The sequence below is a fragment of the Streptomyces sp. NBC_00310 genome, from assembly GCF_036208085.1.
GTDB lineage: Bacteria > Actinomycetota > Actinomycetes > Streptomycetales > Streptomycetaceae > Streptomyces.
This window is the reverse complement of sequence record NZ_CP130714.1, coordinates 9,687,092-9,708,563: the sequence shown is the minus strand read 5'-3', so window position 1 is coordinate 9,708,563 and position 21,472 is coordinate 9,687,092. Positions and strand designations below refer to the sequence as shown.

General features: G+C 71.4%; 14 protein-coding genes. 7 read left to right on the top strand and 7 right to left on the bottom strand.

Annotated features, from left to right (window positions below):
- Nucleotides 1-136: 136 nt before the first annotated feature.
- Together OG202_RS42325 and OG202_RS42320 are read right to left on the bottom strand one after the other, a co-directional pair.
- On the bottom strand, nt 137-1,606 hold the full coding sequence (locus OG202_RS42325; protein WP_326574402.1) for a sensor histidine kinase: 1,470 nt from the start codon (nt 1,604-1,606) through the stop codon (nt 137-139).
- Nucleotides 1,603-2,292, bottom strand: a complete 690-nt coding sequence (locus OG202_RS42320) for a response regulator transcription factor (RefSeq protein ID WP_326574403.1) — start codon at nt 2,290-2,292, stop codon at nt 1,603-1,605. Before OG202_RS42320 ends, OG202_RS42325 begins: the two co-directional genes overlap by 4 nt.
- 148 nt (nt 2,293-2,440) lie before the next feature.
- Between OG202_RS42320 and OG202_RS42315 the strand changes: the two genes are divergently transcribed.
- From OG202_RS42315 to OG202_RS42285, 7 genes are all read left to right on the top strand, one after another.
- Entirely contained in the window at nt 2,441-3,784 is a 1,344-nt protein-coding gene (locus tag OG202_RS42315) for a ferredoxin reductase family protein (RefSeq protein ID WP_328224475.1), read from the top strand.
- A 27-nt stretch (nt 3,785-3,811) separates the two neighbouring features.
- Nucleotides 3,812-4,534, top strand: a complete 723-nt coding sequence (locus OG202_RS42310; RefSeq protein ID WP_328224474.1) for an FMN-binding protein — start codon at nt 3,812-3,814, stop codon at nt 4,532-4,534.
- Between the two features lie 4 nt (nt 4,535-4,538).
- Nucleotides 4,539-5,270 carry an FAD:protein FMN transferase gene (locus tag OG202_RS42305; RefSeq protein WP_326574406.1) on the top strand — a complete coding sequence of 244 codons (732 nt, stop codon included), beginning with the start codon at nt 4,539-4,541 and terminating at the stop codon, nt 5,268-5,270.
- A 497-nt stretch (nt 5,271-5,767) separates the two neighbouring features.
- Nucleotides 5,768-7,489 carry a SulP family inorganic anion transporter gene (locus OG202_RS42300; protein ID WP_328224473.1) on the top strand — a complete coding sequence of 574 codons (1,722 nt, stop codon included), beginning with the start codon at nt 5,768-5,770 and terminating at the stop codon, nt 7,487-7,489.
- Nucleotides 7,490-7,738: 249 nt separating this feature from the next.
- Nucleotides 7,739-8,713: a GNAT family N-acetyltransferase gene (locus tag OG202_RS42295; protein ID WP_328224472.1), complete on the top strand. Its 975-nt coding sequence runs from the start codon at nt 7,739-7,741 to the stop codon at nt 8,711-8,713.
- A gap of 291 nt (nt 8,714-9,004) precedes the next feature.
- Nucleotides 9,005-14,197 carry a family 43 glycosylhydrolase gene (locus OG202_RS42290; protein WP_328224471.1) on the top strand — a complete coding sequence of 1,731 codons (5,193 nt, stop codon included), beginning with the start codon at nt 9,005-9,007 and terminating at the stop codon, nt 14,195-14,197.
- A gap of 279 nt (nt 14,198-14,476) precedes the next feature.
- Entirely contained in the window at nt 14,477-15,478 is a 1,002-nt protein-coding gene (locus OG202_RS42285) for an LLM class flavin-dependent oxidoreductase (RefSeq protein ID WP_328224470.1), read from the top strand.
- A gap of 229 nt (nt 15,479-15,707) precedes the next feature.
- Here the strand turns inward: OG202_RS42285 and OG202_RS42280 are convergent, their stop codons facing one another.
- From OG202_RS42280 to OG202_RS42260, 5 genes are all read right to left on the bottom strand, one after another.
- A complete protein-coding gene (locus OG202_RS42280; RefSeq protein WP_328224469.1) occupies nt 15,708-16,619 on the bottom strand; it encodes a lysophospholipid acyltransferase family protein in 912 nt (303 codons plus the stop codon).
- A 4-nt stretch (nt 16,620-16,623) separates the two neighbouring features.
- A complete protein-coding gene (locus tag OG202_RS42275) occupies nt 16,624-17,406 on the bottom strand; it encodes a GNAT family N-acetyltransferase (protein WP_326574412.1) in 783 nt (260 codons plus the stop codon).
- A gap of 159 nt (nt 17,407-17,565) precedes the next feature.
- Nucleotides 17,566-18,591 (bottom strand): hypothetical protein, encoded by a 1,026-nt coding sequence (locus OG202_RS42270; RefSeq protein ID WP_326574413.1) that lies wholly within the window; start codon nt 18,589-18,591, stop codon nt 17,566-17,568.
- A 175-nt stretch (nt 18,592-18,766) separates the two neighbouring features.
- Entirely contained in the window at nt 18,767-19,516 is a 750-nt protein-coding gene (locus tag OG202_RS42265) for a succinate dehydrogenase/fumarate reductase iron-sulfur subunit (protein WP_326574414.1), read from the bottom strand.
- Complete coding sequence (locus OG202_RS42260) at nt 19,513-21,471, bottom strand: fumarate reductase/succinate dehydrogenase flavoprotein subunit (protein WP_326574415.1); 1,959 nt, start codon at nt 21,469-21,471, stop codon at nt 19,513-19,515. Before OG202_RS42260 ends, OG202_RS42265 begins: the two co-directional genes overlap by 4 nt.
- Nucleotide 21,472 lies beyond the last annotated feature (1 nt).

Here is a 21,472-nt window from a genome sequence, read left to right as displayed (position 1 = left end):
AGCCCGCCGACACGGGCCGCTCGCCTCGGCTGCGCACCCACCTTCATGATCGCGGCGCCGTCCCGCCCGCGCCCGCACCGTGCTTCGGCTGCGCACCACACCGCGGCCACGTTCACGGTGCGATTGCCGACGGCACTCAGGCCCCGCCCCCACCATCGCCGTCGCTCTCCCCCTCGCCCCTCGGCAATCGCACCGTGAACGTGGTCGCGCCCGGGTGGCTGGTCAGGTCGATCGTGCCGCCGTGGGCGCGGACCAGGGAGCGGGCGACGGCGAGGCCGAGCCCGCTGCCGCCCCGGTCGCGGCTGCGGGCCTTGTCGACGCGGTAGAAGCGGTCGAAGACGCGCTCCCGGTCGTCGGCCGGGATGCCGGGCCCGGAGTCGGTGATCCGTACCTCGGCCGTGCCGGAGTCGACGGACACCTCCAGGCGGACCTTCGTACCGTGCGGGGTGTGCACGGCCGCGTTGGTGAGGAGGTTGTCGAGGACCTGGCGCAGGCGCAGGGGGTCCAGGCGCAGCCGTACGGGGTCGGAGCCGGTCGTCACGGTCAGCGGATGGCCGGGGTGGCCCGCGCGGAAGGCGTCCGCCGCCTGGAGCGCCAACCGCACCAGGTCGGCCTCCTCCAGCCGCAGCGGGGTCTCCACGTCGGCGGCGTCGAGGCGGGCGAGCATCAGCAGGTCGTCCAGCAGGTATCCCATCCGCGCGGCCTCGGCACGCAACCGGGCCAGGTGCTTGTCGCGTTCCTCGGGGCTGTGGGCGGCGGCGTACTGGAAGAGGTCGGCGTAGCCGCGTACCGACATCAGAGGGGTGCGCAGTTCGTGCGAGGCGTCGGCGACGAAGCGGCGCAGGCGCTGCTCGGCCTCGGTACGGACGGCGAGCGCGTCGTCGATGTGCTCCAGCATGGTGTTGAAGGCGGTGCGCAGTTCCTCGACCTCGGGACCGCCGTCGCGGTTGTCGTGGCGCACCGGCAGCCGCGCCGAGTCCGTCAGGTCGTGCGAGGTGATACCGCGGGCGGTGTGCGCCATGTCGCTCAGCGGTTTCAGGCCGCGCCGCAGCATGGCCCGGCCGAACACCACGAGCGCCATCAGGGCGAGGACGAAGGTGACGACCTGGATCGTGATCAGCCGGCCCACGGTGTCCTCGATGTCGTCCATGGGCGCGGCGCTGACCAGGACCACGCCGGGCTCGACCTCGCAGGCCCGCAGCCGGTACTGGCCCTGGCCCTTGAGGTGTTCGGTGCGGGTGACCTCCGTGCCCTCGACGGTGAGCGCCTTGGCGACGAGGGTGAAGTCGTCGATGTCCTCGGGCAGGTCGCCGGGGTCCTCGGGCTTCCGCAGCACCGGGGAGCCGTCCGACGTGTCGTACACGGCGTAGTACCAGCGGTAGTACTTCTTGCCCTGGAGCGTGCCGTAGTCCGCGATGCTCTTGGACTGGGCGATCTGGGCGATCTTCAGCTGCTCGTTGAGCTGCGCGGACAGATAGTCGCGCATGTACACGGTCAGTGCGCTGCCGACGACGGCGAACACGACGAGCGCCAGGGCGCCGAGGCCGAGGGCCAGCCGGGTGCCGAGGCGCATGCCGCGGTAGGTCTGCTTGAGTCGGTCGATCACTCGGTGGCCTGCCGCAGGACGTAGCCGAAGCCCCGTACGGTGTGGATGAGGGGTTCGCCGGTGTCCTCGAGCTTGCGGCGCAGCCGGCTGACGACCAGTTCGACCACGTTGGAGCGACCGCCGAAGCCGTACTCCCAGACGTGGTCGAGGATCTGCGCCTTGGTGAGGACGGTCGGGGACTTGCGCATGAGGTAGCGCAGGACCTCGTACTCGGTGGGGGTGAGGGTGAGCAGCTTGTCGCCCCGGCGGACCTCGCGGGTGTCCTCGTCCATCGTCAGGTCCGACACCTGGAGCACGGACCGCTGGAAGGCGGGCCCGGCGCTGCGGCGCAGCACGGTGCGCAGCCGGGCCATCAACTCCTCCACGGCGAAGGGCTTGACCAGGTAGTCGTCGCCGCCCCGGGTGAGGCCGGCGACCCGGTCGGCGACGCCGTCGCGGGCGGTCAGGAACACCACGGGCACCATCGTCCCGGACTGGCGCAGCCGGTCGAGCACGCCGAAGCCGTCCACGCCCGGCAGCATCAGGTCCAGGACCACGATGTCGGGATGGAACTCGGCCGCCTGCCTGAGCGCCTCCTCACCGGAGTGCGCCGTGACGGCGTCCCAGCCCTCGTAGCGGGCAACGGTCGCCACCAGGTCCGCGATCGGCGGGTCGTCGTCCACCACGAGAAGTCGCACTTTTTCCACGTGCTCATACTGCGCTACCGGTCGCTTCACGCCATAGCCGCTCACAGCTCGGCCGCAGATCGATAAATACTTGAAAGTTGTCCGACAGTAAAACGACAGCTCCCGCCGGACAAGCTCGTATCCCCCACCCGATCAAGGAGCTGTCCCCGTGACCACTCTCCAACAACCCCCCGCGGCGGTCAGCCGCTCGGGAGCGCGCCCCAAAGTGGTCGCCCGCACCGGTCTGTACACGGTGCTGGCGGCGAACGTGGCCGTGGTGACCTTCTTCTTCGTGCAGGCCGGCTTCGCCTCCAACGCCCTCATCGTGCTGGGCCGCCTGGCCGGTCTCTACGGCGGGCTGCTGATGGCCTTCCAGCTGCTGCTGGTGGCCCGGCTGCCGTGGTTCGACCGGCGCATCGGCATGGACCGGCTGACCTCCTGGCACCGCTGGACCGGCTTCTCCGTGCTGTGGCTGCTGGTCGCGCACGGTGTGTTCATCGCCTTCGGCTACGCCCAGTCCTCGGACATGGACCCGCTCAGCCAGCTGGTCGACCTCGCCGAGACCGTCGAGGGCGTGCTGCGCGCGATCGTCGCGCTCGGCATCATCATCGTGATCGGCGTGGTCTCGGCCCGCTTCGCCCGGCGCAGGCTCGCCTACGAGACCTGGCACTTCATCCACCTGTACACCTACGTCGCGGTGGTGCTGGCCTTCACGCACCAGGTCGCGGCGGGTACGTCGTTCGCCTCGTCGGAGACCGCGACGGCGTACTGGTACGTGCTGTGGGGCGTGGCCCTGGCCTCCGTCTTCGTGGGCCGGCTGGTGCTCCCGCTGTGGCGCAACTGGCGTCACCAGCTCCGCGTCACGGCGGTCGTCCCCGAGGCCGACAACGTCGTCTCGATCTACATGACCGGCCGTGACCTGCACCGGATGCCCGCCCGGGCCGGCCAGTTCTTCCTGTGGCGCTTCCTCACCCGGGACCGCTGGTGGCAGGCCAACCCGTTCTCGCTGTCGGCCGCGCCGGACGGCAAGCAGCTGCGGCTGACCGCGAAGGCGGCCGGCGAGGGCTCCGCCGCCCTGCGCCACGTGAAGGTCGGCACCCGCGTCTTCGCCGAGGGTCCGTACGGCGCGTTCACCGCGATGCACCGCACCCGGCCGGAGTCCGTGCTCATCGCGGGCGGCGTCGGCGTCACCCCCATCCGGGCCCTGCTGGAGGAGATCGAGGGGCACGCCGTGGTCATCTACCGGGTGGCCGCCGAGCAGGACGCGGTCCTCTACAACGAGCTCCAGCAGCTCGCCTTCGACAAGGGCGCCGAACTGCACCTGGTCTCCGGCCCCGCCAGCCCCGACCTGCTGGCACCGCGCGAGCTGCAGCGCATGGTGCCGGACATCACCGACCGGGACGTGTTCCTGTGCGGGCCGCCGCCGATGATGAACGCGGTCCTGGGCAGCCTGCGCGAGCTGGACGTGCCCAAGCCGCAGATCCACTTCGAACGCTTCAGCCTGGCCGGCTGAGGGACACCGGGACACGAGGAAAGCACTGTGAAACGAGCGATACCCGCCCTGGTCCTGAGCGCCGCCGCGCTGGTCCCCGTCTGGCGCTACGCGCCCTCGACCGACACGACGTCCACGACGGCGACGGCCGAGTCGGCCCCGTCCGCCGCGGCGGGCTCCACCGTGGTCTCGGGCCCGACGATCGACACCGAGAAGGGGCCCGTCCAGGTCCAGGCGACCTTCCAGGGTGAGAAGATCACCGCCGTCAGGATGCTCCAGCAGCCGGACCACCCTCAGACCGAGGCCGCCGTGCCGGTACTGATCGAGGAGACGCTGGAGGCGCAGAGCGCCGACATCGACACGGTCTCGGGCGCCACGATCACCAGCGACGCCTACCGGGAGTCGCTGCAGGCCGCCCTCGACGAGAACGAGAAGTCGGCGTCCTCGTCCGACTCCGACTCCGCGTCCGACTCCGACTCCGCGTCCGACTCCGAGTCCTCGGCGGAGAGCGCGAGCCGGACCGTCGCGGGCTCGACGGTCGGCACCTCCAAGGGTGACGTCCAGGTCCAGGTGACCTTCGAGGGCGACGACATCACCGCCGTGGAGATGCTGAAGCAGCCGAACCACCCGCAGACCGAGGCGGCCGTCCCGGTGCTGATCAAGGAGACCCTGGCGGCGCAGAGCGCCGACATCGACACGGTCTCGGGCGCCACGATCACCAGCGACGGCTACCGGGAGTCCCTCCAGGCCGCGCTCGACGCGAAGGCCTGATCCGGTGCGCCGCGTCGAACACATCATGGGGTTCCCCATCTCGCTGCTCGTCGAGGACGGCGAGAACGGGGCGATGACGGCCGAGGCCGCGGAGCCCGCGTTCGACTGGCTGCGCGAGGTCGACGCGCGGTTCAGCCCGTTCCGCGCCGACAGCGAGGTGTCACGGCTGGACCGGGGTGAGCTGGCACCGGACGAGGTCGGCCGGGACCTGGCCGAGGTGCTGGCCCTCTGCGAGGAGTACCGGGTGGCGACGGGTGGCGCGTTCGACGTACGGCTGCCGGGGCGTGGGCTCGACCCCTGCGCCATGGTGAAGGGATGGGCCGTGCAGCGGGCGGCGGAACTGCTGACGGACCTGGGCGCGAAGAGGCTGTGCCTCAACGCGGGCGGTGACGTGGCCGCGACCGGCGGTCCGTGGCGGGTGGGCGTACGGCACCCGGAACGGGCCGACCGCCTCTGTACGGTCCTGTCCCTCACGGACGGCGCGGTCGCGACCTCCGCCCGCTACGAGCGCGGTGACCACATCCTCGACGGCCGCACCGGCCGCCCGGCGACGGGTTTGCTGAGCCTCACGGTGGTGGCCCCGACCCTGACCGAGGCCGACGCCACGGCCACGGCGGCGTTCGCGATGGGCACGGAGGGCATCGAGTGGGCCGCGTCCCGGGAGGGCTGCGAGATCTTCGCGGTCGACGCGCGGCAGCGGGTGTTCCGGACGCCGGGGTTGCCGGTGGCGGCCTGAGGGGGGCGCGCCTGATCGCTCGGGGGTGCGGCCCGTTCGGCGACCTTTGGGTGTGCGTGCGGGGCGCCGAACAGCACGGGGTACGGCTCGATGGGCGAGCCGCTGGATTTTCGTCCGGGGCGCCGAACAGCACGGGACGCGGTTTGTTCGGCGAGCGCGGGAAGTGCGTGGCTGGTCGCGCAGTTCCCCGCGCCCCTGAAGCGGTCGCGTAGCTGCGCCCACCCGTGCCGCTGGGGCGGCACGGGTGGGCGCGGCGGCACCCTGCCAGCGCCGGTGAGCGCCCCCTCCCCCAGCCCAGCCCAGGCCGCCGCGCTGAGCGCCCCCTCCCTCAGCCCAGCCCAGGCCGCCGCGGTGAGCGCCCCCGCCCCAGCCCAGGCCGCCGCGCACCTCCGCACCCCGGCCGATCGGCCCCACGGCCACCGCCACCGCCCCGCCACCCCCGTCGCGTTCCCCCCACCCGCGGTAGATCCTGAGATCCCCGGGCCGAAGGGAGACGCATGGCCGACGCCCCCGCCGAGCGCGCAGCGGCATGGCGCCGCCTTCTCCCGGGCCTCGCCACGCTCCTTGGCTATCGGCGCTCATGGCTACGCGGAGACCTGCTCGCCGGCGCGACGGTCGCCGCGTACCTCGTCCCGCAGGTCATGGCGTACGCCGTCGTCGCCGGGCTGCCGCCCGTGACCGGCCTCTGGACGATGCTGCCCGCCCTCGCCCTGTACCCCCTCCTCGGCTCCTCCCGCCTCCTGTCGGTCGGCCCGGAGTCGACGGCCGCCCTGATGACGGCGGCGGTGATCGGCCCGCTCGCGGCAGGGGACCCGCACCGCTACGCCGTCCTCGCCGCCGTCCTCGCCATCGCCGTCGGCCTGCTCGGTCTCCTGGCCCGCGCGCTGCGACTCGGTTTCGTCGCCGAGCTGCTCTCCCGCCCGGTCCTGATCGGATATCTGGCCGGCCTGGCGCTCATCATGGTCATGGATCAGCTGCCGAAGCTCGCGGGGGTCGAGGCGTCCGGCTCGGAGTTCTTCCCGAAGCTGTGGTCCTTCCTCCGGCACCTCGACGACGCCCGCCCGGCCACCGTCGTGTTCTCGGCGGTCGCGATCGCGTTCCTCTTTCTCGTGCCCCGCCTCTCCGGCGCTCTCCCCGGCCCTCTCCTCGCCGTCGTCCTCGGTACGACCGCCGTCGTCGTCCTCGACCTCGACGACCGGTACGGCATCGACGTGATCGGCGCGGTCCCGTCCGGCCTGCCGGGCTTCGCCGTGCCGGACCTGGCCGAGCTGCCGTCGTTGCTGCTGCCCGCCCTGGGGGTCCTGCTCGTCAGCTACACGGACGTCGTCCTGACCGCCCGCGCGTTCGCCGACCGCGCCGACAAGGGCCCGGGGTTCGACCCGAACCAGGAGTTCCTGGCGCTGGGCGCCGCCAACCTGGGCGCCGGGGTGCTGCACGGCATGCCGGTCAGCAGCAGCGCCAGCCGTACCGCGCTGGCCGCCTCGGCGGGCGCCCGCAGCCAGGTGTACGCGCTCGTCTCCGGCGTGGCGGTCCTCGCCGTACTGCTCTTCCTCGGCTCGCTGCTGACCCGCACCCCGTCGGCCGTGCTGGGCGCGATCGTCGTCTACGCCGCCGCCCGCATGGTCGACCTGGCCGGCTTCCGCCGACTGGCCACGTTCCGGCACCGGGAGCTGCTCCTCGCGGTCGGCTGTCTGACCGGCGTGCTGGCCTGGGGCATCCTGTACGGCGTCCTGGTCGCCGTCGGTCTGTCGGTGGCCGAGCTGCTGACCAGGGTGGCCCGTCCCCATGACGCCGTGGAGGGACTGGTGCCGGGTGTGGCCGGCATGCACGACGTCGACGACTACCCGGAGGCCCGGACGATCCCCGGGCTCCTCGTCTACCGCTACGACTCCCCGCTCTTCTTCGCCAACGCGGAGGACTTCCGCCGCCGCGCCCTCGCCGTCGTGGACGAACAGGAGGAGAGGGGGGAGACGGTGCGCTGGTTCCTGCTCAACGCCGAGGCCAACGTCGAGGTCGACATCACCGCCCTCGACGCGGTCGAGGAACTCCGCCGCGAACTGACCCGTCGCGGCATCGTCTTCGCCCTCGCCCGCGTGAAACAGGACCTGCTCGACGAGTTGGAGGCGTACGGCCTCGCCGAGTCGGTCGGCGAAGACCTGGTCTTCCCGACGCTACCGACCGCCGTGGCCGCGTACCGGGCGTGGTACCGCGACGGGTGACCCCCGATCCCACCGACCGGCTGCGACCCGACCCACCGGGTACGGCCCCACCCACCGGGTACGGCCCCACCGACCGAGTGCTACGGCCCCACCCACCTGGTGCGGCCCCACCGCCCAGGTGCTACGGCCCCACCGCCCCGCCGCCGTGCCACCTGCCCGCCGCGATCCCACCAGCCCGCCGTGGTGCCGCCCGCCGGCCGCCCCGAAATCCCGTTGCGGTCCCCACCCCCGCCCCGTGACAGTGACCCCATGACGACGACGCACACCACCCCCCTGCCGCCCGGCCAGACCGTGCGCCCGGCGACGCTCGACGACGCGGAGGCGGTGTGCGCGCTGCTCAACGAGATCGACGTCCTGGAGATCGGCCGCGCCGAGACCGAGCTGGGCGAGGTGCAGGCCGATCTGAAGCACCCCGAGGCGGACCTGGAGCAGGACTCCTGGCTGCTGTTCGACGGGGACCGGCTCGTGGCGTACGGGCTGCAGTGGGACGAGTCCGGCGGCGAGCGCATCGACATGGACCACTACACCCTGCCCGGTCAACCGCTCGGCGCGCTGCACCTGTTCGACCTGATGGAGGCCCGGGCCGCGGAGCGCGCGGCGGCCAACGGGGCGGACCGGGCCGTCGTGCACATGCACCTCAACATCGCGCCGACCATGGACCTCGACGCGTTGCGTGGGCGCGGCTGGCGCACGGTCCGCCGCTACAACGTCATGGCCCGCCCGCTCTCCCCCACCGAGCCTCTGCCGGTGCTCCCGCCCGGCGTGACCCTGCGCACCTGTGCCGCCGAAGCGGACCGCAGGCAGGCCCACGCCCTGCTCCAGACGGCCTTCGCCGACCACTTCGACTTCCAGCCGCGTACGTACGCACAGTGGCTGGACGACATCGACGCCGCACACGTCGACTGGTCGCTGATCTGGATCGCCCACGTCGGGGGTCTCGGTGACGTGGCGGCCCTGCGGTCCCGCAACGACCGTTCCGCCATGGCCTGGATCGCCAGCATCGGCGTCCTGAGCGAGGCCCGCGGCCGGGGCCTCGGGAGCCTGCTGCTCCGGCACGCCTTCGGTCACTACGCGGCGCTGGGCCGCGACCGCGTCGGCCTCGGCGTCGACACCGACAACAGCAGCGGCGCCCTCGCTCTCTACGAACGGCACGGCATGAAGCGGGACTTCGCGGTGGACACCTGGGAGCTGATACGCCCCGTGGAGCGCACCCCGGCCGAGTGAGCCGGGCGGCAGGACACGGAGGGGCGGCACGTCGACGCCCCGTCAGGCCACGACGAAGCCCCCGTTCCCTCTGGGAACGGGGGCTTCGCGTTCGACCTGTCGGACATTGTTCGAAACCTCTTGACGCCTCACCACACGCCGATTGACACTCTCGCAACACGACGTCACATGGTGGAAACAGCGGGAAGCCCGGGGCGAGGGCTCCCGCCCCTTTTCGACCCCCTCCCCCTTGCTTTCCCCTTGCCTTCGCCACCTCTTCATCAGCCGTGCTCTCAGCAGGGATAACTCGATATGACGTACATAGAACGTCTGCGCGGCCGCGCGAGACGCTGGGCGGGTCCGCTCGCCGGACTGACAGCCGCGTCACTTCTTCTGGGCCTCGCCGGGCCCGCCGCGCCGGCCGCCGCGGACAGCGCCGACCTCACCGCCGGTCTGGCGCTCTGGTACAAACTCGACGCCGCCTCCGGCACCACGGTCGCCGACGCCTCCGGCAACGGCCGGGACGGCACGCTGAACGGCACGGCCGGCTGGACGGGCAACGGCCAGGGTCTCGCCTTCAACGGTTCGGACACCTACGTCAAGGTGCCGAACGACGTCATGAAGGGCATGGACTCGATCAGCGTCTCCATGGACGTGCTGATGGACGAGTCGCAGACCGGCCCGTACTTCATCTACGGCGTCGGCAACACCAGCGGCGGCGCGGGCAACGGCTACCTCTTCGCCACCGGCAACTCGCTGCGCACCTCCATCGCGTCCGGCAACTGGTCGACCGAGCAGAACACCCGGCCCTCCGACTCGCACAACCTGACCCGCTCGGTGTGGAAGCAGCTCACCTACACCCAGACCGGCACCACGGGCGTGCTGTACGAGGACGGCGTGGAGGTCGGCCGCAACACGTCGGTCAGCATCACCCCGGGCTCCATCGGCTCGGGCACCACGACCGCCAACTACCTGGGCAAGTCGGTCTACACCAGCGACAAGCTCTTCAAGGGCAAGATCCGTGACTTCCGGGTCTACGACCGCGCCCTCGCCGGTTCCGAGGTCGAGCAGCTCTCGCTCCCCATCGCCGAGGAGGGCGTCGCCGCCGACAAGGCGGCCCTCACCCTGGGCGACACCAGCGCGGTGACCACCGACCTGGACCTGCCGAAGACCGGCACGGCCGGCGGCTCGTCCATCAGCTGGGAGAGCGACAACACCGACGTGGTCTCGGACTCCGGCGCGGTGACCCGCCCCGCCGCCGGTGAGCCGGACGGCCACGCCACGCTGACGGCGACCCTGAAGAAGGGCACCGCGAGCGCCACCAAGACCTTCGAGGTCACGGTCCTGCCCGCCTTCGACGACACGACCGCCGTCAAGCAGGCCGCCGAGGCACTGACCGTGCACAACCTGGACGACGCCCGCGGCAACCTCACGCTCCCGACCGACGGCGACTTCGGCACCGAGGTCTCCTGGTCCTCCGCGAACGCGGACGTCGTCTCCGCCGAGGGCGAGGTCCACCGTCCCGCGCACGGCGACGGCGCCACGACCGTCGAGCTGACCGCGACCGTCACCAAGGGCGACGCGAAGACCACCCGCGACTTCACCGCGAAGGTGCCCGAACTGCCCGCGAAGCAGGCCTACAAGGGCTACATGTTCAGCTACTTCACCGGCGAGGGCACCTCGGACGGCGAGCAGCTCTACGCGGCTCTGAGCAAGGGCAACGACCCGCTGAAGTGGCGGGAGTTGAACGACGGCAAGCCCGTCCTGACCTCCACGCTCGGTGAGAAGGGCCTGCGCGACCCGTTCATCATCCGCTCCCCCGAGGGCGACAAGTTCTACCAGATCGCCACCGACCTGAGGATCTACGGCAACGGCGACTGGGACGCCTCCCAGCGCACCGGCAGCAAGTCCATCATGGTCTGGGAGTCCACCGACCTGGTGAACTGGACCAACCAGCGCCTGGTGAAGGTCTCCCCCGACTCGGCGGGCAACACCTGGGCCCCCGAGGCGTACTACGACGAGCAGCTCGGCGAGTACGTCGTCTTCTGGGCGTCGAAGCTGTACGACAACGAGGCGCACTCCGGCGACACGTACAACCGCATGATGTACGCGACGACCCGTGACTTCTACACCTTCAGCGAGCCGAAGGTCTGGGTCGACCGCGGCTACTCGGTCATCGACTCCACGGTCATCCAGCACGACGGCGAGTACTTCCGTCTCTCCAAGGACGAGCGGAACAACACGTCCTCCACGCCCAACAGCAAGTTCATCTTCGAGGAGAAGAGCGACTCGCTGCGCAGCCTCTCCTGGACCGCGGTCGCCGAGGGCATCGGCAAGGGCGAGATGAGCGCGGCCGAGGGGCCGCTGGTGTTCAAGTCGAACACCGAGGAGAAGTGGTACGCGTTCCTCGACGAGTTCGGCGGTCGCGGCTACATCCCCTTCGAGACGACCGACCTGGCCTCCGGCGTCTGGACCCCGTCCAGCGACTACGACCTGCCGTCCAAGCCCCGGCACGGCACCGTGCTCCCGGTCACCCAGGCCGAGTACGACCGGCTGCTGCAGACCTACCAGCCGGACCAGATCGTCACGAGCGTCGAGGACACGAAGGTCGAGACGCGCATCGGTGACGCCCCGGTCCTGCCGGCCACCGTCATCGCGGAGTTCGCGGACGGCGCCAAGCGGCCCGTCGCCGTCACCTGGGAGGACGTGGACGCCTCGCAGTACGCGCAGGCCGGCACCTTCACGGTGAAGGGCGACCTGCCGGGCGACGCGGCGATCGAGGTCACCGCGGAGGTCACGGTCTCCGCCGAGGGCCCGGACGTCCCGGCCGACCTGCTCCTGCACTACGGCTTCGAAGAGACCGGCGGCAACATCGCCCGTGACTCCAGCGGCCACGGCTACCACGGCACCTACGTCCGTACGCCCGACTTCGGCACCGGCGTCGACGGCGGCTCGTTCAAGATGTCCGGCGGCTCCAGCAGCTCGACCTCCCCGTACGTCAAGATCCCGAACGGCGTGCTGAAGAACGCCGACAGCATCACCGTCGCCACGTACGCGAAGTGGAAGGGCGGCGACAACTGGCAGTGGCTGTTCGGCCTCGGCCCCGACAGCGACAAGTACCTTTTCGCCAGCCCGTCCAACGGCTCCTCGTCCCTCTACTCGGCCATCACGGCGGCGAGTTGGGGCGCGGAGAAGAAGCTGTCGGGGGCGCGGCTCCCCGTCGGCGAGTGGAAGCACGTCACCGTCACCATCGACGCCGGCTCCAAGACCGCGGTCCTCTACGCGGACGGCATCGAGGTGTCCCGCGCGACCGACGTCGTCGTCAAGCCGTCCGAGCTGTACGACGCGAACAAGGACTACAGCGGCTACATCGGCCGGTCCATGTACTCCCCCGACCCGTACTTCGGCGGTGAGGTCGACGACTTCCGGATCTACAACCGGGCCCTGACGGCCGCCGAGGTCCTGGAGATCAGCGGCAACACCACGGGCATCGCGAAGGTCACCCACCCGGACCTGAAGACCGACGCGATCATCGGCGACGCCGACAGCCGGATCACCCTGCCGATGAAGCCGGGTACGGATCTCACCAAGCTGGCACCGGAGTTCACCCTCGCCCACGGCGCGGCGATCAGCCCCGCCTCCGGCAGCGTGCAGGACTTCAGCAAGCCGGTGACGTACGAGGTCACCGGTTCGGACGGGAAGAAGCGCACCTGGACGGTGTCGGCGCGGGAGCTGAAGAGCCCGGTCATCCCCGGCCTCAACGCGGACCCGAACATCGTCCGCTTCGGTGACACCTTCTACATCTACCCGACCACCGACGGCTTCGAGGGCTGGAGCGGTACGCAGTTCAAGGCGTACTCCTCGACCGACCTGGTCCACTGGAAGGACCACGGCGTCATCCTGGACCTCGGTCCGGACGTCTCCTGGGCGGACAGCAGGGCCTGGGCGCCGGCGATGGAGGAGAGGAACGGCAAGTACTACTTCTACTTCTGCGCCGACGCGAACATCGGTGTCGCGGTCTCCGACTCACCCACCGGCCCGTTCACGGACGCCCTGGGCAAGCCGCTGCTCAAGGCGGGCGCGTACAGCGGCCAGATGATCGACCCGGCGGTCTTCACCGACGACGACGGCACGTCGTACCTCTACTGGGGCAACGGCAAGGCATACGTCGTGCCGCTGAACGACGACATGGTCTCCTTCGACGCCTCCAAGGTCACCGACATCACCCCGAGCGGCTACAACGAGGGCACCTTCGTCATCAAGCGCAACGGCACCTACTACTTCATGTGGTCGGAGAACGACACACGTGACGAGAACTACCGCGTCGCCTACGCCACCGGCTCCTCGCCCACCGGGCCCTGGACCAAGCGAGGCGTGATCCTGGAGAAGGACCTCGCCCTCGGCATCAAGGGCCCCGGCCACCACTCGGTGGTCCACGTCCCGAACACCGACGACTGGTACATCGTCTACCACCGCTTCGCCATCCCCGGCGGTGACGGCACCCACCGCGAAACCACCATCGACAAGCTGGAGTTCGACGCCGACGGCCTGCTGAAGAAGGTCGTGCCCACCCTGGAGAGCATCGACCCGGTCACCATCGTCCGCGCCGGCCCGGACGCCTCCGGCAAGGAGGGCGCCAAGATCGAGCTGAACGGCACGATCTCGGGTGCGGGCACCGGCAAGTGGACGACCGAGAAGGGCGCGCCGTGCACCTTCGCGGACGCCAAGTCGGCGAAGACCACCCTCACCTGCACCGACAACGGCACCTACGAGGTCACCCTGACCGGTGGCCGGAGCACCGACTCGGCGACCGTGACCGTCACCAACGCGGCCCCGAAGATCACCTCCGCGACCGGCCCGAAGTCCCCGGTGGCGGTGGGCAAGGGCACGTCGGTCACGGCCAGGTTCACCGACCCGGGCACCCGTGACACGCACACCTGCACGGTCGACTGGAAGGACGGCACCAAGCCGACGGCCGGCAAGGTCGCGGCCGGTGGCTGCAAGGCCGAGCACACCTACCGCAAGGCCGGCGTCTTCCGCCCGGTGATCACCGTCACCGACGACGACGGCGCCTCGGCGAGCAGCACGCTCCCCGAGCTGATCGTCTACGACCCGGCCGGCTCCGCGACGGGCATCAGCAGCTTCACCTCGCCCGCCGGGGCCTTCCCGGCAGGCCCGAAGCTGACCGGCACGACGAGCTTCTCCTTCACCGCCAAGTACGGCAAGCGCGACACCAAGCCGTCCGGGAAGGCCTCGCTCGACTTCGCCCGGGCCAAGCTGAAGTTCCGCTCCACCGGCTCCGACTGGTTCGTGGTCACCGGTTCCAAGGCCGTCTACCAGGGCTCCGGCACGGTCAACGGCAAGAGCGGCTACGCCTTCCGCATCACCGCCACCGACGGCCCCGACACCTTCAAGATCAAGATCTGGAAGAAGTCCACCGGCACGGTCGTCTACGAGAACAAGACGGCCGCGAAGACGAAGGGCGTCACCATCGGCCGCAAGTAACACCGAGTCCAGCGACACCTGAACCGAGCCGCGTCCGGATCCCTTCCGGGCGCGGTTCGGTTTGAGGGGTGTGGGGCGGGTGGCCATCCGCGGCGCCGGTGGGGGCTGGTCGCGCAGTTCCCGCGCCCCTTAAGGGCCTTGCGGCCCTCTCGGGCCGAAAAAGCAAGGGGCGCAGCCCCGGCTTTTTCAGGGGCGCGGGGAACTGCGCGACCAGCCCCCACCGGACCCGCAGCCCGCAACGTCAGGGAATCGCCCAGCCCCCAGAATGTTGAACCCCATATGAGCCCGGCCCTCTCCTCCACCCGCTTCTCCGTCCTCGACCGTTCCCGCACCCGCGAGGGCCACACCGCCCCCGAGGCCCTCCGGGACACCGTGCGCCTGGCCCAGCAAGCGGAGCGCCTCGGCTTCCACCGCTTCTGGGTGTCGGAACACCACGGCGTACCCGGCGTGGCCGGCTCCGCCCCCACCGTGCTGGCCGCAGCCGTCGCCGCGGCCACGCGAACCATCCGGGTGGGCACCGGCGGGGTCATGCTCCCCAACCACCGCCCCCTGGTCGTGGCCGAGCAGTTCGGCGTCCTGGAGTCCCTGTTCCCGGGGCGGATCGACATGGGGCTCGGCCGGTCCGTCGGCTTCACGGACGGCGTACGCCGGGCTCTGGGCCGGGACAAGGACGATGCCGACGACTTCGCGGGTCAGCTCGACGAGCTGCTCGGCTGGTTCGGCGGGACGTCCCCGACCGGGGTGCACGCGCGCCCGCCGGAGGGCCTGGCCGTACCCCCGTTCGTCCTCGCCATGAGCGAGGGTGCCGAGATCGCCGCGCGGGCCGGCCTGCCGATGGTGATCGGCGACCTCCGCGACCGCGACAGGATGCGGCGCGGCATCGACCGCTACCGCGCCGGGTTCCGCCCGTCCGCCTGGGCCGAGGAGCCGTACGTCGTCGTCTCCGGCACGGTCGCCGTGGCCGACACCCCGGAGCAGGCCCACCGCGTCCTCCTTCCGGAGGCCTGGGCCATGGCGTACTCCCGCACCCACGGTACGTTCCCGCCGCTCGCCCCGGCGGACGAGGTCGAGCGGCGGACGATGACGGCCAAGGAGCGGGGCTTCTACGAGTCCGGGCTGACCGGCCAGGTGTACGGCACGGAGGAGCAGGTCGCGCACGAGCTGGAGTCGGTGATCAAGGAGACGGGTGCCCAGGAGATCCTGGTCACGACGAGCACGTACGACCGCGAGGCGCTGCTGGAGTCCTACCGGGGTCTGGCCCGGATCGCGGGCCTGGGCTGATCCCGCTCGGACGGCTGGGGCGTGCCCCTGCCGCGAGCCTGAACTGATCCCGGCCGACAGACCAGGACGAGCCCCTGTCACGGACCTCAGCCGACCCCAGGCGACAGACCGGGACGAGCCCATGTCGCGGCCCTGGACTGCCCCCCAGCCGACAGACCGGGACCAGCCCCCGTCACGGACCTCAGCCAACCCCCAGCCGACAGACCGCGACCAGCCCCCGTCACGGACCTCAGCCAACCCCCGGTCGCGGAGCGGAAGCGATCTCGGTCGCCGGTGCGGGCCGGGGCCGAGACCCCGTCGCGGAGCGCGGCCGTGCGCCCCGGCAACCGCCGCGCGGACCCGGTACGTGCTCGACCATGGCCTCCACGTCGACGACCGCCGTCTGCGCGGCTCCCGCCAGGGCCCGCCGGTCGCGAGGGCCGGCCGGGTCGATGACGGGCCGTACGTCCACCTCGGCGACGACCCCGCCCGCCGACACCACCCGCCACACCGACGCGAGCAGCGAGTCGTCACCGACGTAGGCGGGGGCGGTGCTCGCCCCGCCCCCGGTGAACCGGTAGCGGAGGCGGACCGGCTGCACGGGCACGCCGGCGTCGAGCGCGGCCTGGAACACGGCCCGCCGGAAGCGGCCCTGGGCGCGGCCGCACCAGGTGCTCCCCTCGGGGAAGGCGACGACGGCCGCGCCGCCGCGCAGGACCTCGGCGACGCGCGCGACCGTCTCCGGCAGCGCGCGGATCCGGTCCCGCTCGATGAACAGCGTCCCGCCCCGCGCGACGAGCGCGCCCAGCACCGGCCACCGCCGGATGTCCGACTTGGCGAGCATCCGCGCGGGACGCACGGCGCCGAGCAGCGGTATGTCCAGCCAGGAGACGTGGTTGGCGACGAGCAGCAGCCCGCCGGTGGGCGGTGCGGCGCCGGAGATCCGTATGCGGACCCCCGAGGCCCGCACGGTCCACCGGCACCACCGCCGCACGACTCCGGGCGGCACCCGCAGGCCGACGAGACGCACCAGGACCCCGACGGCGACCAGGGCCACGACCGCCGTGAACCGCGCGGCGGCCCGGGGCAGGGCGGCGACCGGCCCGGTCGCCTCCACACACGCCTGCGGGCTGCAGGGCGCGCTGGGCAGCCACCCGCTCACCGGGTCACGCCGCCGGTACGAGGGAGAGGAAGTGCCGCAGGTAGCGGGCGTCGACCCGGCGCATCGACAGCAGCACGTACAGGTCGGCGACACCGAAGTCGGGGTCGTGCGCGGGCTCGCCGCAGACCCAGGCACCGAGCCGCAGATAGCCGCGCAGCAGCGGCGGCAGTTCCCTTCGGGCCGCCGGGGCCTCGTCCTGCGGGACCCAGGGCAGCAGCGGCCGTACCCGGTACTCCTCCGGCGCCAGGTGCCTGTCCCGCACCCGGTCCCAGGTCGCGGAGGCGAGCGTGCCGCCGTCGGCGAGGGGGATCGAGCAGCAGCCGGCCAGCCACTCGTGGCCCCGGTCGAGCATGTAGCGGGCGATGCCCGCCCAGATGAGGCCGATGACCGCGCCGTCCCGGTGGCCGGGGTGGACGCAGGAGCGGCCGACCTCGACGAGGCCGGGCCGGACGGCGTCGAGGTTGGTGAGGTCGAACTCGCCCTCGGAGTACAGCCGTCCGGCGACGGCGGCCCGCTCCGGCGGCAGCAGCCGGTAGGTTCCCACCACGTCCCCGGTCAGCGTCTCCCGGACGAGGAGGTGGTCGCAGTACGCGTCGAACGGGTCGACGTCGAGCCCCGGCCGCGGGCCGGCCAGCAGGGCGCCCATCTCTCCGGCGAACACGTCGTGCCGCAGCCGCTGGGCGGCACGGACGTCGGCTTCGTCGCGGGCGAGGGTGACGGAGTAGCGGGTGGGGACCGCTGACGGGGACGGCAGGGGAGGGGTGTCCAGAGCGGATACGGCGGTCATGGCTCACTCCAGGTCACGGGCCGGTTCGGCCTGAGCGGAAGGACAGGCAGGTCGGGTGCGGCCTGCGCGTACCTGTTCTTCCGACGCCGTCTGGCCTTCGCGTGACCGGTGGCGGGAGCCCGGATGTGCGCTTGCTGAACGGAACGGTCCCGGTGTCGGTCACTTGGCCGGAACGCAACCCCCGAGCCACGTGCGGGTTTCATCGGCGTCGAGGACCCGCTCCAGGACGAGATCGCCCGTCATCCGGGGGAAGAACCGCCCGGCGGGCCAGCTCCGCTCGTACGGCGGGGGATCGAGCACCAGCAGCCGTACGCCGTCGACCACGGGTATGTCGCTGGGCGTCCCCTCGTTCCACACCCACTCCCCGCCGGGCGTCACGAGATTGAACGACCCGGTCGTCGGCACCCGCCCCGGCTCGTCCCGGCACACGGCGACCTCCTGTGCGGACGGCGCCCGGCCGTCCACCCGACCGCCCCCGACGAGAACCCCGGCGAGCAGCGTGTGCAGCTGGAAGTTGTCCCCGATCCCGCTCATCCGCATCGCGTAGCCGGTGCCGCTCGGCCGGTGCAGCACGACCAGCGGCTCGTCGTCGAGCACGAGCAGGGCGTAGGCGAGGCACTTGAAGTCGTGTCCGGACGCCTCTTCCACGGTCCGCAGGGCCCGGAACAGCCGCGCACGCGGCCCGGCGCCCAGCCCGGTCCGTACGGCGGCGTGGTTGAGCTGGGCGACGGCCGCCATCTCCCAGCGCGGAAGCAGCCACCAGCCGAGGGCCGCCTCCCTGCCGACCCGTTCGACGACCGCGGGATCGGGATCCCCGTCGTCCGGCTCGGGGAAGTCGCCGCCGCCGGTCGCCGACCAGCGCTCGCAGAACTCCCCGGCGGCGCCGAGTGCCCACTCGAGCCCGTGGAAGATCGCCGGCGCGCAGTCGGCCGGGTCCGCGCCCCGCTCGACACAGGCACCGATCACGATGGCGACCATGGTGTCGGGCCCCGCGGGCAGCTCCGGCAGCAACGCGGCCAGCCGGGGCGCCGCCTGGGCGATCTCCTGCTCCCCCGCTCCCTCGAACCGCCGGCGCATCTGTTGGTACGCACGCTGGAGCCGGGCACCGTCCCGCTCCCGCACGGCGGCATCGAAGCAGGCGACAGCCTCGAGGAACCGCTCCCTCCCCCTGCGCCCGAAAATCATGCGCGCAGCCTACCGACGCCCGGAAATCCAGACGGGGCCGGGGATGAGCACCACTCCCGGCCCCGCCCGTCCGCACGATTCGGCGAACGATCAGCGCCCCTTCAGGGGCGCGGGGAACTGCGCGACCAGCCACATACGGCCCGCACCCCGAAACAGACGGGCACTCAGCGGAGCGCTACCGCTTACCGGCCTTGCGAGCGGCCCGCAGCCACTCCTTGTTCATGCTCGTGATGGACACCAGCGGAATCCCCTTGGGACAAGCGGTCGCGCACTCACCGGCCAGCGTGCACCCCCCGAACCCCTCCTCGTCCATCCGCTCCACCATGTCCAGCACCCGCGTCTCCCGCTCGGGCGCCCCCTGCGGCAGCACGTTCAGATGGTTGATCTTGGCCGACGTGAACAACATCGCCGCCCCGTTGGGACAGGCGGCCACGCAGGCCCCGCACCCGATGCACTCCGCGTGCTCGAACGCGAAGTCCGCGTCCGGCTTCGGCACCGCCGTGGCATGCGCCTCCGGCGCGGCCCCCGTGGGCGCCGTGATGTATCCCCCGGCCTGGATGATCCGGTCGAACGCCGACCGGTCCACCACCAGGTCCTTGATCACCGGGAACGCCGACGCCCGCCACGGCTCCACGTCGATCGTGTCGCCGTCCGCGAAGGACCGCATGTGCAGTTGGCAGGTCGTCGTCCGCTCGGGCCCGTGCGCGTCCCCGTTGATGACCAGCGAGCACGCCCCGCAGATCCCCTCCCGGCAGTCGTGGTCGAAGGCCACCGGGTCGTCACCGCGCAGGATGAGTTCCTCGTTGAGCGTGTCGAGCATCTCCAGGAAGGACATGTCGGGCGAGATGTCGTCCACCTCGTACGTGGACATGGCGCCGTCGGCGTCGGCGGCCCGCTGCCGCCATACGCGCAGGGTGAGCTTCATGCGTAGCTCCGCTGGGTGGGGTGGACGTACTCGAAGACCAGGTCTTCCTTGTGCAGCACGGGGGCCGCGCCGGTCCCCGTGAACTCCCAGGCGGCGGCGTACGAGAACTCCTCGTCGCGGCGCTCCGCCTCACCGTCCGCCGTCTGGGACTCCTCACGGAAGTGACCGCCGCACGACTCGCCGCGGTGCAGCGCGTCGAGGCACATCAGCTCGGCGAGTTCGAGGTAGTCGACGACCCGGTTGGCCTTCTCCAGGGACTGGTTGAACTCCTCGCCCGTACCCGGGACCTTGATCCGCCGCCAGAACTCCGCGCGGATCTGCGGAATCCGCTCCAGGGCTTTCCTGAGCCCGCTGTCGGTACGGGCCATTCCGCAGAACTCCCACATCAGCTCGCCGAGTTCACGGTGGAAGGAGTCGGGCGTACGGTCCCCGTCGACGGCGAGCAGCAGGTTCAGCCGGTCCTCGGTCTCGGCCAGCACCTCCTGGACGACGGGGTGTTCGGGGCCGATCCCGCTCGGCTTCGGATGCCGGGCGAGGTAGTCGTTGATGGTCGCCGGCAGCACGAAGTACCCGTCGGCGAGGCCCTGCATCAGTGCGGACGCGCCGAGCCGGTTGGCCCCGTGGTCGGAGAAGTTGGCCTCGCCGATCGCGAACAGGCCGGGGACGGTGGTCTGGAGGTCGTAGTCCACCCACAACCCGCCCATCGTGTAGTGCACGGCCGGGTAGATCCGCATCGGCACCTCGTACGGATCCTCGTCGGTGATCCGGTGGTACATGTCGAAGAGGTTGCCGTACTTGGCCTCGACGGCCCCCCGTCCCATCCGCGCGATGGCGTCGGCGAAGTCCAGGTAGACGCCCTGCCCGCCGGGCCCGACGCCCCGTCCTTCGTCGCAGACGTTCTTCGCGGCACGGGAGGCGATGTCACGCGGAACCAGGTTGCCGAAGGAGGGGTAGATCCGCTCCAGGTAGTAGTCGCGCTCTTCCTCGGGAATCCGGTTCGCGGGCCGCTGGTCCCCCTGCGCCTTCGGCACCCAGATCCGCCCGTCGTTGCGCAGCGACTCGCTCATCAGCGTCAGCTTGGACTGATGGTCGCCGGTGCGCGGAATGCACGTCGGATGGATCTGCGTGAAGCACGGATTCGCGAACAGGGCGCCCCGCCGATGCGCCCGCCACACGGCCGTCGCGTTCGAGTTCATGGCGTTGGTCGAGAGGTAGAAGACGTTCCCGTACCCGCCGCTCGCCAGCACCACCGCGTCGGCGAAGTAGGTGTCGATCTTCCCCGTGATCAGGTCGCGTGCCACGATCCCGCGCGCCCGCCCGTCGATCACGATCAGGTCGAGCATCTCGGTCCGCGGGTGCATCTCCACGTTCCCGGCCGCGATCTGCCGCGACAGCGCCTGATAGGCGCCCAGCAGGAGCTGCTGCCCCGTCTGCCCCCGGGCGTAGAAGGTCCTGGACACCTGTACGCCGCCGAAGGAGCGGGTGTCGAGCAGACCGCCGTACTCCCGCGCGAACGGCACCCCCTGCGCCACGCACTGGTCGATGATCTCCACCGAGATCTGTGCGAGCCGGTGCACGTTCGACTCACGCGCCCGGAAGTCGCCGCCCTTGACGGTGTCGTAGAACAGCCGGTGGACCGAGTCGCCGTCGTTGCGGTAGTTCTTCGCGGCGTTGATGCCGCCCTGCGCGGCGATCGAGTGGGCGCGGCGCGGGGAGTCCTGGTAGCAGAACTGGACGACGTGGTAGCCCTGTTCGGCGAGTGTGGCGCCGGCCGAGCCGCCGGCGAGGCCCGTGCCGACGACGATGACGGTGTGCTTGCGGCGGTTGGCGGGGTTGACCAGCTTGGCCTCGAAGCGGCGCCTGTCCCAGCGCTCGCCGACCGGGCCCTCGGGCGCCTTGCCGTCGACGACCGGTTCACCGGTCACGTAGTCCGCGTACTCGGAGGACGTAGTCATG